This is a genomic window from Georgenia sp. G2120, assembly GCF_055326485.1.
In genome coordinates this window covers 23,201-35,757 of record NZ_JBUZNL010000012.1, presented here as the reverse complement: position 1 = coordinate 35,757, position 12,557 = coordinate 23,201, and the positions used below count along the sequence as shown (strand labels likewise).

Annotated in this window: 11 protein-coding genes; 3 read left to right on the top strand and 8 right to left on the bottom strand. The window is 72.8% G+C overall.

Features of this window, described 5'->3' with window-relative positions; all coding sequences use genetic code 11:
- Window positions 1-12 precede the first annotated feature (12 nt).
- On the bottom strand, window positions 13-780 hold the full coding sequence (locus tag ACZLMO_RS12965; RefSeq protein ID WP_463653992.1) for a GolD/DthD family dehydrogenase: 768 nt from the start codon (window positions 778-780) through the stop codon (window positions 13-15).
- A 282-nt stretch (window positions 781-1,062) separates the two neighbouring features.
- Complete coding sequence (locus ACZLMO_RS12960; RefSeq protein ID WP_463653991.1) at window positions 1,063-2,388, bottom strand: aminotransferase class I/II-fold pyridoxal phosphate-dependent enzyme; 1,326 nt, start codon at window positions 2,386-2,388, stop codon at window positions 1,063-1,065.
- 87 nt (window positions 2,389-2,475) lie between these two features.
- Here ACZLMO_RS12960 and pdxS point away from each other — a divergent pair, with 87 nt between their 5' ends.
- Window positions 2,476-3,369, top strand: coding sequence for a pyridoxal 5'-phosphate synthase lyase subunit PdxS (gene pdxS / locus ACZLMO_RS12955; protein ID WP_463653990.1), 894 nt, complete (start codon window positions 2,476-2,478; stop codon window positions 3,367-3,369).
- Between the two features lie 40 nt (window positions 3,370-3,409).
- On the opposite strand, the gene ACZLMO_RS12950 is transcribed toward pdxS, so the two are convergent.
- The gene (locus ACZLMO_RS12950) at window positions 3,410-4,462 is read right to left on the bottom strand and encodes a lipoate--protein ligase family protein (RefSeq protein WP_463654036.1); all 1,053 of its coding nucleotides are present in this window, start codon (window positions 4,460-4,462) and stop codon (window positions 3,410-3,412) included.
- A gap of 158 nt (window positions 4,463-4,620) precedes the next feature.
- The gene (locus ACZLMO_RS12945) at window positions 4,621-6,168 is read right to left on the bottom strand and encodes a helix-turn-helix domain-containing protein (RefSeq protein WP_463653989.1); all 1,548 of its coding nucleotides are present in this window, start codon (window positions 6,166-6,168) and stop codon (window positions 4,621-4,623) included.
- A gap of 133 nt (window positions 6,169-6,301) precedes the next feature.
- Between ACZLMO_RS12945 and aceA the strand changes: the two genes are divergently transcribed.
- Entirely contained in the window at window positions 6,302-7,675 is a 1,374-nt protein-coding gene (gene aceA, locus ACZLMO_RS12940) for an isocitrate lyase (RefSeq protein ID WP_463653988.1), read from the top strand.
- Window positions 7,676-7,712: 37 nt separating this feature from the next.
- Window positions 7,713-8,585: a hypothetical protein gene (locus ACZLMO_RS12935; RefSeq protein WP_463653987.1), complete on the top strand. Its 873-nt coding sequence runs from the start codon at window positions 7,713-7,715 to the stop codon at window positions 8,583-8,585.
- Here ACZLMO_RS12935 and thpR read toward each other — a convergent pair.
- From thpR to ACZLMO_RS12915, 4 genes are all read right to left on the bottom strand, one after another.
- Complete coding sequence (gene thpR, locus ACZLMO_RS12930) at window positions 8,543-9,244, bottom strand: RNA 2',3'-cyclic phosphodiesterase (protein WP_463653986.1); 702 nt, start codon at window positions 9,242-9,244, stop codon at window positions 8,543-8,545. The genes ACZLMO_RS12935 and thpR overlap by 43 nt on opposite strands.
- Window positions 9,245-9,355: 111 nt before the next feature.
- A complete protein-coding gene (locus ACZLMO_RS12925; RefSeq protein WP_463653985.1) occupies window positions 9,356-9,736 on the bottom strand; it encodes a metal-sensitive transcriptional regulator in 381 nt (126 codons plus the stop codon).
- 36 nt (window positions 9,737-9,772) lie between these two features.
- Entirely contained in the window at window positions 9,773-12,133 is a 2,361-nt protein-coding gene (locus tag ACZLMO_RS12920) for a heavy metal translocating P-type ATPase (RefSeq protein WP_463653984.1), read from the bottom strand.
- Window positions 12,134-12,222: 89 nt separating this feature from the next.
- Complete coding sequence (locus tag ACZLMO_RS12915) at window positions 12,223-12,432, bottom strand: heavy-metal-associated domain-containing protein (RefSeq protein ID WP_425715822.1); 210 nt, start codon at window positions 12,430-12,432, stop codon at window positions 12,223-12,225.
- Window positions 12,433-12,557 lie beyond the last annotated feature (125 nt).

The following is a 12,557-nucleotide window of genomic DNA, read 5'->3' as shown; positions in this document are numbered from 1 at the left end:
GCCGCCGAGCGGTCAGCGGATGGTGAATCCGCCGTCGACCACGAGGTCGGCGCCGTTGATCATCGCCGCAGCATCGGAGGCGAGGAACACGGCGGTCGCCGCGATCTCCTCGGGGTAGGCGAAGCGGCCGATCGGGATCTCGGCCTTGTGCGCGTCGCCCTTCGGGCCGGCCCACGCCTTGCGGCCCATGTCCGTGAGGACGACGGTCGGCGAGATCGTGTTGACCGTGACGCCGCGGCCGCCCCACTCGTTGGCGAGGTTCCGCGTCAGGCCGATGACGCCGAACTTCGAGGCGCCGTAGGCCACGTGCTGGTCGAGGGCAACACTCCCTCCCTGGGAGGCCATGTTGATGACTCGGCCCTGACCGGCGGGCAGCATGTGCCGGGCCACGGCCTGGGCCACGAGGAACGAGCCCGTGAGGTTGATGTCGATCGTCTTCCGGAAGTCGGCCGCGGGGAGCTCCTCCGCCGGGCCGAGGAGGGCGATCCCCGCGCTGTTGACGAGGATGTCGATGCGCCCGGTCTCGGCGATCACCGCGTCGACGGCCCGCTGCACCGACGCCTCGTCGGAGACGTCGCAGGCCTCGGCGAGCCCGCCCTCGAGGTCGGCGACCTTCGCGGCGGCGGCCTCGCCGTCGAGGTCGAGGACGGCGATCCGGGCGCCCTTCGCTGCGAAGGCGTCGACGATCGCGGATCCGATGCCGGCGGCTCCGCCGGTGACGAGCGCGACCTTCCCGGCGAGGCTGAAGTCGAGGTCGACGGTGGGTGCGGTCTCGGACACGGTGGTCTCCTTCGTTCGGTCGACGATCCGGCGCCCGGCACTCGACCGGCGTCTCGTCCACCGTCTCACCCCGGAGCGGTCACCGCACCAGGACCTCGGTCCTGTGCCGCGTCCGAGGCCGACGGCGACATCCGGGCGTTCATCGACGACGAAGTGACCTCTGCGATTCGCGGGCTCCTGCTGACGGCACAACCCAGAGCCCGGCTCACTGCGGCGCGCCGAGCAGATGCTCGAGGATTACGCGGACCTGGCTCTAGCGAGGCCGCCAGGGTCTGCCCCTCGTCAGGCCGAGGACGCCGCCGCGAGGTCGTCCGCCAGGCGGTGCGCGGCGTCGTCGTCGAGGTGGTGGACCGTGAGGCGGAGGTGCCGCGACCCCTCGGCGTCGTCGATCGCGAACTCGCCCCCTGGGCGGGCGAGCCAGCCGCGCCGCATGAGGCGCTCGGCGACCTCCCGGGCGGGCGCGGCCACCGGCACCCACAGGCTGAGCCCGTCGGAGCCCGGCACGTCGATGCCGCGCTCGGCGAGCAGCCCCGCGAACGCCGCGTTCCGCGCCCCGTAGTGCGCCGCCGCCCGCTCGATGGTGGCCAACGCGTCCGCATCCGTGAGGAGCGCGTGCGCGAGCCTCTGGAGGACGTGGCTCACCCACGTGGTGCCCGGGCTCAGGCGCAGGGCGAGCCGCTCGGCCGTGCCCGGATCGGTGGCGGTGATGGCGAGCGACATGTCCGGGCCGAGAAACTTGGACACCGACCGGACGAGTGCCCACCGCCGGTGGTCCGGCCTTACGATCGTGCGGAAAGGGCGGCGCGAGAGCCTGGAGAAGTGGTCGTCCTCGATGACGAGCACGTAGGGGTGGTCCACCAGCAGCGCCCGCAGCTCGGCCGCCCGCGCCTCGCTCAGGCTCGCGCCCGTCGGGTTCTGCGCCCGCGGCGTGCAGACCACCGCGCGCACGCCCTGCTCGAGCGCGGCCCGCAGCCCCTCGACGGTCATCCCCTCGGCGTCCATCGGGACCGGGACGGGGCGGTAGCCGGCCAGCCGCACGGTCCGCAGCGTGGCGAGGAAGCACGGGTCCTCGAGCGCGACGGCGTCGTCCCTCGTCAGCGCCTGCGCGAGCAGCCGCTCGACGGCGTCGAACGCCCCGCCCGTGACGGTCAGCCGGGCCTCGCCCTCGGCCCCGACGTCGGGCAGCAGCCACTCCCGCGCCAGCCCCTCGAGCCCGGCGTCGATCACGCGCTCCCCATACATCACCGGCCGGCTCGACAGCGTGGCGAGCGCCCGCTCGATGCCCGGGACGAGCGTCGGGTCGGGGTTCCCGGTCGCGACGTCGCGCAGCACGCTGTCCGCGGCGTACCCCTCCTCGGGGACCGACGCGAGCCCGGCGACGTGCGTCCCGGCGCGCCCGCGGGTGACGACGAGCCCCGCCTGACCGAGGAGCCGGTAGGCGGAGACCACGGTGTTCCGGTTGAGCCGCAGGCGGTCGGCGAGGGAGCGGACCGACGGGAGCTGCTCCCCCGGCACCAGCCGTCCCCGCTCGACGAGGCCGCGGACGCTCTCGACGATCTCGGCCGCCGTCGAGCCCGTGATCTCGCGGGCGGTCTCAGATGTCGTCATCGGGTCCGAGCCTACTGACAGGACAGGTAGCCTGTTTGGCCTAGGTCAAAACCCTCACCCTGCACGACGACGAACGGATCCCTCGCCATGACCACCGCACCTGCCTCCGCCACCCGCCTCTCCCCCGACGCCCTCACCGACTCCCTGCGCGGGGGCGTCATCATGGACGTCGTCACCCCGGAGCAGGCGACGATCGCCGAGAACGCGGGCGCGGTCGCCGTCATGGCGCTCGAGCGCGTGCCGTCCGACATCCGCGCCCAGGGCGGCGTGGCCCGGATGAGCGACCCCGACCTCATCGACGGCATCATCTCCGCCGTCTCGATCCCCGTCATGGCCAAGGCGCGCATCGGGCACCTGGTCGAGGCGCAGGTGCTGCAGCACCTCGGGGTCGACTACGTCGACGAGTCCGAGGTCCTCTCCCCCGCCGACTACGCCCACCACATCGACAAGCGCGCGTTCACCGTGCCGTTCGTCTGCGGGGCGACCAACCTCGGCGAGGCCCTCCGGCGCATCACCGAGGGCGCGTCGATGATCCGTTCGAAGGGCGAGGCCGGAACCGGCGACGTGTCCGAGGCGACCAAGCACATCCGCCAGATCACCGGCGAGATCAATGCCCTGCGCTCACGGTCGGCGGACGAGCTCTACCTCGCCGCCAAGGAGCTGCAGGCGCCCTACGAGCTCGTCGTCGAGGTGGCGCGCGAGGGCCGGCTGCCGGTGCCGCTGTTCACCGCCGGCGGGGTCGCCACCCCGGCCGACGCGGCGATGATGATGCAGCTCGGCTCCGACGGCGTGTTCGTCGGCTCCGGCATCTTCACGTCCGGCAACCCCGAGGCGCGCGCAGCGGCGATCGTGAAGGCGACGCAGTCCTACCAGGACCCGGCCGTCGTCGCGGAGGTCTCGCGCGGGCTTGGCGAGGCAATGGTGGGCATCAGCGTGGCCGACCTGCCGGCCCCGCACCGGCTCGCCGAGCGCGGGTGGTGACGGCGGGCGCGGGCCGGCGGCGGTTCGACCATCCGCCGGCTCACGGCACCCGGTAGGTCCACTTCTCGTCGGTGAACTTCTCGTCGACGAGCCTCTGCGCGGCCTCGAGCTCCTCGGGCCGGATCCCCGACTCGGTCGTCGAGTACCGCAGCCGCAGGTGGTCGAGGAACGAGGAGATGATCGCCTCGCGCGCCATGCCGGTCTGACTGCGCATGGGGTCCACGCGCTTGGCGGCGGACCGCACGCCCTTGTCGGAGAGCTTCTCGCGGCCGATGCGCAGCACGTCGAGCATCTTCTGGGCGTCGATGTCGTAGCTCATCGTCACGTGGTGGAGCACCACGCCGTTCGCGAACCGCTTCTGGGCGGCTCCGCCGATCTTTCCGACGTCGGAGGCGATGTCATTGAGCGGCACGTAGCGGGCGTTGACGCCGATCTCCTTCAACGCATCGAGCACCCACGCGTCGAGGAAGGCGTACGACTGCTCGAAGCTGAGGCCCTCGACCAGCGACGTCGGCACCACGAGCGAGTACGTGATGCAGTTGCCGGCCTCCATGAACATCGCGCCGCCGCCGGAGACGCGGCGGACCACGGACATGCCGTACCGGTCGAGCGCCTCCTCGTCGACCTCGTTGCGCACCGACTGGAACGAGCCGATGACGACCAGCGGCGCGTCCCACTCCCAGAACCGCAGGGTCGGGCCGCGGCGTCCGGCGGCGACCTCGGCGGGGAGCACCTCGTCGAGCGCGACGTGCATCGCGGGGTGCAGCGTGGGGCCGTGGACGAGCTCGAGCGTGAGGTCGTCCCAGGAGATCGCGCGGCCGAGCGCCCGGCGGACGGCGATGCCGACACCCTCGGCGGTGAGGCCGAACGGGTGCACGTCGGGCCGGTCGAGGACGGCGGCCGCGACAGCGGCGAGGTCCGCCGCGGACGCCGACTCCGGCTGCCCGGTCAGGGCCGCGTCGAGGTCGGCGAGCGCCGAGTCGGGCTCGAGGAAGAAGTCGCCGGCCAGGTGGACGTCGCTCAGGCGCCCGTCGCTCACCTCCAGGTCGACGACGACGAGCTTACCTCCGGGGACCTTGTACTCACCGTGCACGTGCTCGAGCCTACGCACTCACCGAGATTGCGGTTCGTCGGCATCCGTGCCGTGAGTGCGGCTCAGGGGCGCTCTTACCCGCACTCTCGACATGCCGTGGGGCTCCCAACCGCAATCTCGACGTGCACCAACCGCAATCTCGACGAACGGGGGGACGGTCACGAGCCCGACGCGTGGCGGTCGAGGAACTCGTAGACCTCGGTGTCGTCGACCCCGGGGAACGTGCCCGGCGGCAGCGCGGCGAGCAGGTGGGAGTGCGCCCGTGCGCTCGGCCAGGCGTGCGACTTCCAGCGGCCGGCGAGCTCGGCGGGCGGGCGCCGGCAGCAGGCGGGGTCCGGGCAGCTCGACCGCGCCCGCTCCCCCGTCTCGCGACCGCGGAACCACTTGGCGTAGTCGAACGGCACGCCGACGTCGATGGCGAAGTCCCCGGCGTCCGTGCGCTCCACGTGAGTCGTGCACCAGTACGTGCCCCGCCCCATGTCCGTGTACTGGAAGTGGGTGGCGTAGCGGTCGACGTTGGCGAACACCCGCCGCGAGGCCCACCGCCGGCAGACGATCTGCCCCTCGACGGCGCCGGTGACGTCGGTGGGGAACGTGACGTCGTCGTTCTCGTAGGCCTTGTAGATCACCCCGTCCTCGCCGACCCGCATGAAGTGCACGGGCAGCCCGAGGTGCTCGGTGGCGAGGTTGGTGAAGCGGTGGGCGGCGGTCTCGTAGGACACGGCGAAGGCGTCGCGCAGGTCGTCGATCGCGAGCGCCCGCTCCTTCTTGGCGGCGGCGAGGAAGTCGACCGCCGCCCGCTCGGGAACGAGAAGCGCGGCGGCGAAGTAGTTCGCCTCGACCCGCTGGGCGAGGAACTCCGCGTACCCGCGCGGGTCGGCGTGGTTCAGGGCGAAGTGACCGAGGGTCTGCAGGACGATCGTGCGCGGGTCGTGCCCGCCCTGCGCGGTGAGCGGCAGGTATATCCGGCGGTGGTGGAGGTCGGTGACCGAACGGGTCGAGCGCGGCAGGTCGTCGGTGCGGTGGATCGTGAAGCCCAGGTGCTCGGTGACGGCGGAGACGCCGCGGTCGGTGAGCGGCCCGCCGCGGTGCCCCACGGCCGCCGAGATCTCCGCCGCGGCCGTCTCGATCTCCGCGAAGTAGTTGTTCCGCCCCCGCATCGAGGCGCGCAGCTCGGCGTTCGCGCGCCGCGCCTCCTCCGGTGTGGCCGAGCGGATCGTCGCGCTGCGGGCGAGCTCGACGTGCAGGCCGACGAGCGCCTCGAGCGCGTCGGCCGGCAGCTTGGCGGTGGCGCGCACGGACGGCAGGCCGAGCGCCGCGTACCCGGGGTCGGCCTGGGCCCGCTCGAGCGCGAGCTCGAGGGCCGCCCGGCGCGAGGGCGGCACGGACCGCATGAGGTCCGCGACCGGAACGTCGAGGGCCCGCGCGATCGCGTGGACGAGCGCGAGGCGCGGCTCGCGCTTCCCGTTCTCGATCTGGGAGAGCAACGACGGCGCCCGCTCGACCCGCACCGCGAGCTCGGCCAGCGTCAGCCCCGCCTCCTGGCGGGCGTGCCGGATCCGGCGGCCGAGGACGGCGAGGTCGAGCTCGTCGTCGGAGGCGTTCGGGTCGGCCTCCCCGCGAGAGCGCGGCCCGTCCGGCAGGGCGCCGGCGCGCCGCGCGGGTCCGTCGTCGTCGGGCGTGGTCGTTCGCGTCGTCGCGGCCATCTCTTCTCTCTCGGTGAAGATCGCTCGAACTTTACACATTCTACTGCTGGTCGCGGCCAGAACGAGCCACGAGCGTGTACTCAGCGCGGATTTCACCCGAGGTTCGCCGACCGCCACGAGGAAGAGGCACACCATGAGCATCGACGTCGAGACGCACCAGACGCACACGACGACCGCGCCCCGCACCACACCCCGCACGCAGCCCCGCCCCGAGCCCCGCTCCGTCGAGGGCCGCATCCGCTCCGAGGCGGCGGACCTCGCACAGGACTGGGCGTCCAACCCCCGCTGGGCGGGCGTGCGCCGCGACCACTCGGCGGAGGACGTCGTCCGGCTGCGCGGTACGGTGCGCGAGGAGCCCACGCTCGGGCGTCGCGGCGCCGAGCGCCTGTGGGAGCTGCTCCACACCCGCGACTACGTCCACGCGCTCGGCGCGATCACCGGCAACCAGGCCACGCAGATGGTCCGCGCCGGCCTCGAGGCCATCTACCTCTCGGGCTGGCAGGTCGCGGCCGACGCCAACTCGGCCGGCCAGACCTACCCCGACCAGTCGCTCTACCCCGTCAACTCCGTCCCCGCGGTGGTCCGCCGGATCAACAACGCGCTCCTGCGGGCGGACGAGATCAGCTTCTCCGAGGGCACGGACCCGGGCTTCGACTGGCTCGCCCCGATCGTCGCGGACGCGGAGGCCGGGTTCGGCGGGGCGCTCAACGCGTTCGAGCTGACGAAGGCACTCATCGTCGCGGGAGCGGCCGGCGTCCACCTCGAGGACCAGCTGGCCTCGGAGAAGAAGTGCGGCCACCTCGGCGGCAAGGTCCTCGTCCCCACCTCCCAGCACGTGCGCACCCTCTCCGCGGCGCGCCTCGCGGCGGACGTCCTCGATACGCCCACCCTCGTCGTCGCCCGCACCGACTCGCTCGCGGCCACGCTCATCACCTCCGACGTCGATCCCCGCGACCAGGTCTTCACCACCGGCGAGCGCACGGCGGAGGGGTTCTACCGCACCACGCCGGGCACCGAGGCCGTCATCGCCCGCGCGCTGGCCTACGCGCCCTACGCCGACCTGCTGTGGGTCGAGACGTCGACGCCGGACCTCGAGCACGCCCGCGAGGTGGCCGAGGCGGTCCACGCCGAGCACCCGGACCAGATGCTCGCGTACAACTGCTCGCCGTCGTTCAACTGGCGCAAGCACCTCGACGACGACACGATCGCCCGGTTCCAGCGCGAGCTCGGCGCCATGGGCTACCGCTTCCAGTTCATCACCCTGGCCGGCTTCCACCAGCTCAACCACGGGATGTTCGAGCTCGCCCGCGGCTACTCCCGCGAGGGGATGACCGCCTACGTCGACCTCCAGGAGCGCGAGTTCGCCGCCGAGGCCGAGGGCTACACCGCGACGCGCCACCAGCGCGAGGTCGGCACCGGCTACTTCGACCTCGTCGCCACCGCGCTCAACCCGACCGCCGAGACCCTCGCCCTGCGCGGGTCCACCGAGGAGCAGCAGTTCCACTGAGCGGCCCCGCCGCCCCGACACGAAGGAGTGCACCGACATGACCCTCACCGACCTCCCGATGACCGCCCCGCTCCGTCGCGTCCCCGCCTCCCGGGTGCCCGACGCCGACAACCCCATGCCCGACGGCGAACGGCCCGCCCTGTCCGCCGACCGAGGCGCCCGCGTCGCGGTGGTCCGCCGCCGCGCCGGCCGCATCCCCTCGCCGGTGGCCCTCGCACTCGTCGGCGCCCTCCACGAGCGGTTCGACGACGAGCGGCGCGAGGTCCTGCGCGAGCGCCGGTGCCGGGCCCAGTCCGCGGCTGATGGCGCACCGATCGCCCCGGACCGCCGATCCGGCGGCGCGCACGAGGACCCCGCGTGGCGGGTGCTGCCGGGCTCGGCACGGGCGGCGGTCGTCGCGCGGCCCCGCGGGTGGGAGGAGATCGAGGACAGGCTCGAGGTCGGAGGCCGTCCCGCGTCGGCGACCCTCGTCGACGTCGCCCTGCACGTGGCCGACGCCCACGCCCGCCGCGCGGACGGCCCCGGCATCGAGGTCCGGCTGACCGGCCTGCAGGGGCGCCGGGAGGCACGGCTGTGGGACGAGGTCCTCGCGTTCACCGAGCGGTGGCTCGGCCTGCCGGGCGGAACCGTGCGGGCGCGCATCGTCCTCGGCTGCGTCCAGGCGGCGAGCGAGGCGGAGGAGGTCCTCTTCGAGCTGCGCGGCCGGGCGGCGACCTTCGCGCTCGGCGACCTCGACGCGCTGCAGGCGGAGGCGGCCGACGCCCGCGCGCGCACGGCCGCCGTGCACCCCGGCTGCGGGGAGGTCGGCCCGACGCCGGCGTCCGTGCGGGCGCTGCCGGAGCGGGTCGCGCAGATCCGGTCGCGGCGCTACACCGAACCGGTCAGCGGGAGCGTCGCGATGGCCTCGTGACGCGGGCCTCCGCCGCGCCCCTCGCCCAGGTGGGAGGACACGAGCTCGACGACGTCGGCCCGCCACGTGGGCCCCTCGTAGATCGCGAGCGCGGAGGCGAGGCCGGCCAGGTCGGTCCCCCGCGAGCGGCGTGACTCGCGGGCCACGGTGAGGTGGGCGCGGCGGCGGTCGTGGCCGGCGTGGGCCGACCGGCCGCGGCTCGAGCGGGAGCCGTTGGGCCGGGAGCCGTTCGACCGAGCACCGTTCGGCCGGCCGCGGGCCGGGGCGCCACCGGGGCGTCCCGGCTCGTCGTCGTGCTCCTCGTCCTCGTCCGGGTCGAGGTCGAGCTCGTACGGGGCTCCCGCGACGTCGGACATGAGGGCGGTGAGCCGGTCGGTGTCCCCGCCGACCCCGACCCACAGGGTCCGGCCGGTGAAGGAGCCGGCGCCGCGCAGCCGCAGGTCGAGCGGGGCGTGCCGGGCGGCGGCCTCGGCGAGGGAGTCGGCGACGTCGTCGGCCGCGCCGTCGGGGATCTCGCCGTAGAAGGCGAGCGTGAGGTGCTGCTGGTCGGGCGGCACCCAGCGCAGCGGGGCGCCGGCGCCGAGCCGGAGGTTGGTCAGCGGGAGCTCGAGGTGGTCGAGCACCTCGGCGGGCGGCCGGATCGCGGCGAACAGGCGCATCAGGTCAGCCTCTCCCCCGCGGCGCCCGGCGTCCATCCGAATCGGGCGCAAGGCGGGGTCCTGCCACGGTGCTCGGCGCGCGGTGGCCGGTTCGCGGTGGCCGATCTGCGACTACCGGCTGAAGCGGGCGATCGCGTCGGCGACCTCCTTGAACTTGGCGTCCGCCTCCTCGTCGCCGGCGATGACGGCGTCGCGGACGCAGTGCCGCATGTGGTCGTCGAGCAGCCCGAGGCCCACGTTGCGCAGCGCGGAGGTCAGCGCCGTGATCTGCGTGAGGATGTCGATGCAGTACTTCTCCTCGTCGACCATCCGCTGGAGGCCGCGCGCCTGCCCCTCGATCTTCCGAAGCCGCGCGACGTAGCGGGCCTTGTCGTTGATGTAGCCGTGGTGGTGCGCGGGGTCGCTCTCCACGGAGTCGGTGCTCGCCCCGGTGGAGGCGGTCGCCGCGCCGGGCTCGGCGTCGACGGGCGGGTCGATGTCGGTCGTCGTCATGGCTGTCTCCCGTTGGTCTTCTGGTTCGCTGGTTGGTTACTTCGCCTCGACGAGCTCGCGGTCCCCCGCCGCGGTCTCCGCACCGTGCTCGACCCCGGTGGTATCCGCCGGGCGGCCCTCGCCCAACGTCGACCGGAAGCCGCGCAGCGTCAAGGAGTTCGACACGACGAACACCGACGAGAATCCCATCGCGATGCCGGCGAGCCCAGGGTTGAGCAGCCCGAGCGCGGCGACGGGGATCAGCGCGACGTTGTACGCGAACGCCCAGAACAGGTTGCCTTTGATCGTCCGCAGCGTACGGCGCGAGAGTCGGATCGCGTCACCCGCCGAGCGCAGGTCGTTGTTCATCAGCGTGATGTCGGAGGCCTCGATCGCGACGTCGGTGCCGGCGCCCATCGCGAGGCCGAGGTCGGCCTGCGCCAGGGCGGCCGCGTCGTTGACGCCGTCGCCGACCATCGCCACACGCCTGCCTTCGTCCTGCAGTCGTGCCACGACCGCGACCTTGTCCTCCGGCATGACGTCGGCGATGACGTTGCCCTCGCCGACCCCGACCTCGGCCGCCACAGCGGCGGCGGCCCGGGCGTTGTCCCCGGTGAGCAGGTACGGCGTGAGCCCGAGCTTCGTGAACTGCTCGACCGCCTGCGCCGAGGACGACTTGATGGTGTCGCGCACGACCACCACCCCGGCGGGGACCGAGTCGACGGACACGACGACGGGCGTCGCGCCGCGGCCCTGCGCGTCCTCGAACGCCTGGGACAACTCCGCCGGGAGCTCACCGTCCGGGCGGCCGACGACGACGGTCCGACCGTCGACGACGGCGCTCACGCCCCGTCCGGCGGAGTTCTCGAAACCGGTGGCCGCGGCGAGCTCGCCGCGCTCGGACGCGGCGGTGACGATCGCCTTGGCGATCGGGTGCTCCGAGCCCGACTCGACCGCGCCCGCGAGCGCGAGTACCGCGTCCTCGTCGAAGCCGTGGGCCGCGTGCACGCCGGTCACCGACATGACGCCCTCGGTGACGGTGCCGGTCTTGTCCATGACGATCGTGTCGACCTGGCGCGTCGACTCGAGCACCTCGGGTCCCTTGATGAGCAGGCCCAGCTGGGCTCCGCGGGAGGTGCCGACGAGCAGCGCGGTCGGCGTCGCGAGTCCGAGCGCGCACGGGCAGGCGATGATGAGCACCGCGACGGCGGCCGAGAACGCCCAGTTGACGTCGTTGCCGATCGCCAGGTGGACGATCAGGGCGATGACGGCGAGGACGATGACGGTCGGCACGAACACCGCCGAGATCCTGTCGACGAGGCGCTGCACGGGGGCCTTCTTCGACTGCGCCTCGGTGACGAGCTTCGCCATCTGGGACAGGGTCGTGTCGGCGCCGGTGCGGGTGACCTCGACGAGGAGGCGGCCGGAGGTGTTGATCGTGGCGCCGGTGACGAGGCTGCCGGGCGACGCGTCGACGGGGACCGACTCGCCGGTCAGCATCGACTCGTCGATCGCGGAGGCGCCCTCGACGACCCGGCCGTCGGTCGCGATCTTCTCGCCGGGGCGGACGACGAAGACGTCGCCGACTGCCAGCTGTCCGACGGGCACGCGGACCTCACGTCCGTCGCGAAGAACGGCCGCGTCCTTCGCGCCCATGTCGAGGAGCGCCTTGAGCGCCGCCGAGGAGGCGCCCTTCGCGCGGACCTCGAACCAGCGGCCGAGCAGCAGGAAGGTGATGACGACCGCGATCGTCTCGAGGTAGATGTGGTCCATGCCGTCGGCGCGCGGCAGCAGGCTCATCTCCATCGTCATCCCGGGGTGGCCCGCGGTGCCGAAGAACAGCGCCCACAGCGACCACACGTACGCGGCGGTCGTCCCGAGCGACACGAGGGTGTCCATCGTGGTCGAGCGGTGCCGCAGGTTGAGGAGTGTGGCGCGGTGGAAGGGCATGCCGCCGTACAGGTAGATGAGCGTCGACAGCACGAGGATCGCCCACTGCCAGTTCATGAACTGAAGGGCCGGGATCATCGAGATCGCCACGACCGGCACGGAGAAGATCGCCGACCAGATCAGGCGATTCTTGAGGTCCTTCTCCTCGGCGAGGCGGGCCTCCTCGTGCCGGTCGACGATCTCGTCCCCACCCGACTCGTCGACGGCCGGCTCCTCCGCCGCCGTCATCGCGAAGGCGTCGTACCCCGCGCCGCGGACGACCTCGATGAGCTCGTCCTCCGTGATCCTGCTCGGGTCGTAGTCGATCGTCGCGGTCTCGGTCGCGTAGTTGACGATCGCGTCCGCGCCGTCGACCTTGTTGATCTTTCGCTCGATCCGGGAGGAGCACGACGTGCACGTCATGCCCGTCACCCCGAGCTCGAGGTGGACGAGGTCCGTCGCGTCGACCGGTGCAGCAGTCTGTGCCATGTGCTCTCCCCTTCCCTAGGAGGTCGCTGGATCGTTCGTTATGCCCGGTATGGGTATCCCACGGGCGGCGGCGCGGGGCGTCGCGAAGGTCAGGCCTTGAGCGAGTAGCCGGCCTCGCTGACAGCTGCGGCGACCTGCTCGTCGGTGAAGTTCTCGCCCGTGACGCTGACCTTGCCGGACTCGTGCGACGCCTCGACCTCGGAAACGCCCGCGATCTCGCCGATCTCCTCCTTGACCGACATCTCGCAGTGCCCGCAGGTCATGCCGTCGACGAGGTACTCCTTGGTGCTGGCAGCCATGACTGTTCCTTTCGTCTCGAACGGCAGCGCTCACTGCCGTTACGACCGAGCATATACCCCCTATAGGTATCAAACAAGGGCAAGGAGCGGCCTGGCACCGGGCGTGCGTCCGAGCATGGGCGAGG

Coding starts and splice junctions, on each gene's coding strand:
- ACZLMO_RS12960 (WP_463653991.1), bottom strand. CDS start 2,388: ATGACGACATCTGAGACCGCCCGCGAGATCACGGGCTCGACGGCGGCC.
- pdxS (WP_463653990.1), top strand. CDS start 2,476: ATGACCACCGCACCTGCCTCCGCCACCCGCCTCTCCCCCGACGCCCTC.
- ACZLMO_RS12945 (WP_463653989.1), bottom strand. CDS start 6,168: ATGGCCGCGACGACGCGAACGACCACGCCCGACGACGACGGACCCGCG.
- aceA (WP_463653988.1), top strand. CDS start 6,302: ATGAGCATCGACGTCGAGACGCACCAGACGCACACGACGACCGCGCCC.
- ACZLMO_RS12935 (WP_463653987.1), top strand. CDS start 7,713: ATGACCCTCACCGACCTCCCGATGACCGCCCCGCTCCGTCGCGTCCCC.
- thpR (WP_463653986.1), bottom strand. CDS start 9,244: ATGCGCCTGTTCGCCGCGATCCGGCCGCCCGCCGAGGTGCTCGACCAC.
- ACZLMO_RS12925 (WP_463653985.1), bottom strand. CDS start 9,736: ATGACGACGACCGACATCGACCCGCCCGTCGACGCCGAGCCCGGCGCG.
- ACZLMO_RS12920 (WP_463653984.1), bottom strand. CDS start 12,133: ATGGCACAGACTGCTGCACCGGTCGACGCGACGGACCTCGTCCACCTC.
- ACZLMO_RS12915 (WP_425715822.1), bottom strand. CDS start 12,432: ATGGCTGCCAGCACCAAGGAGTACCTCGTCGACGGCATGACCTGCGGG.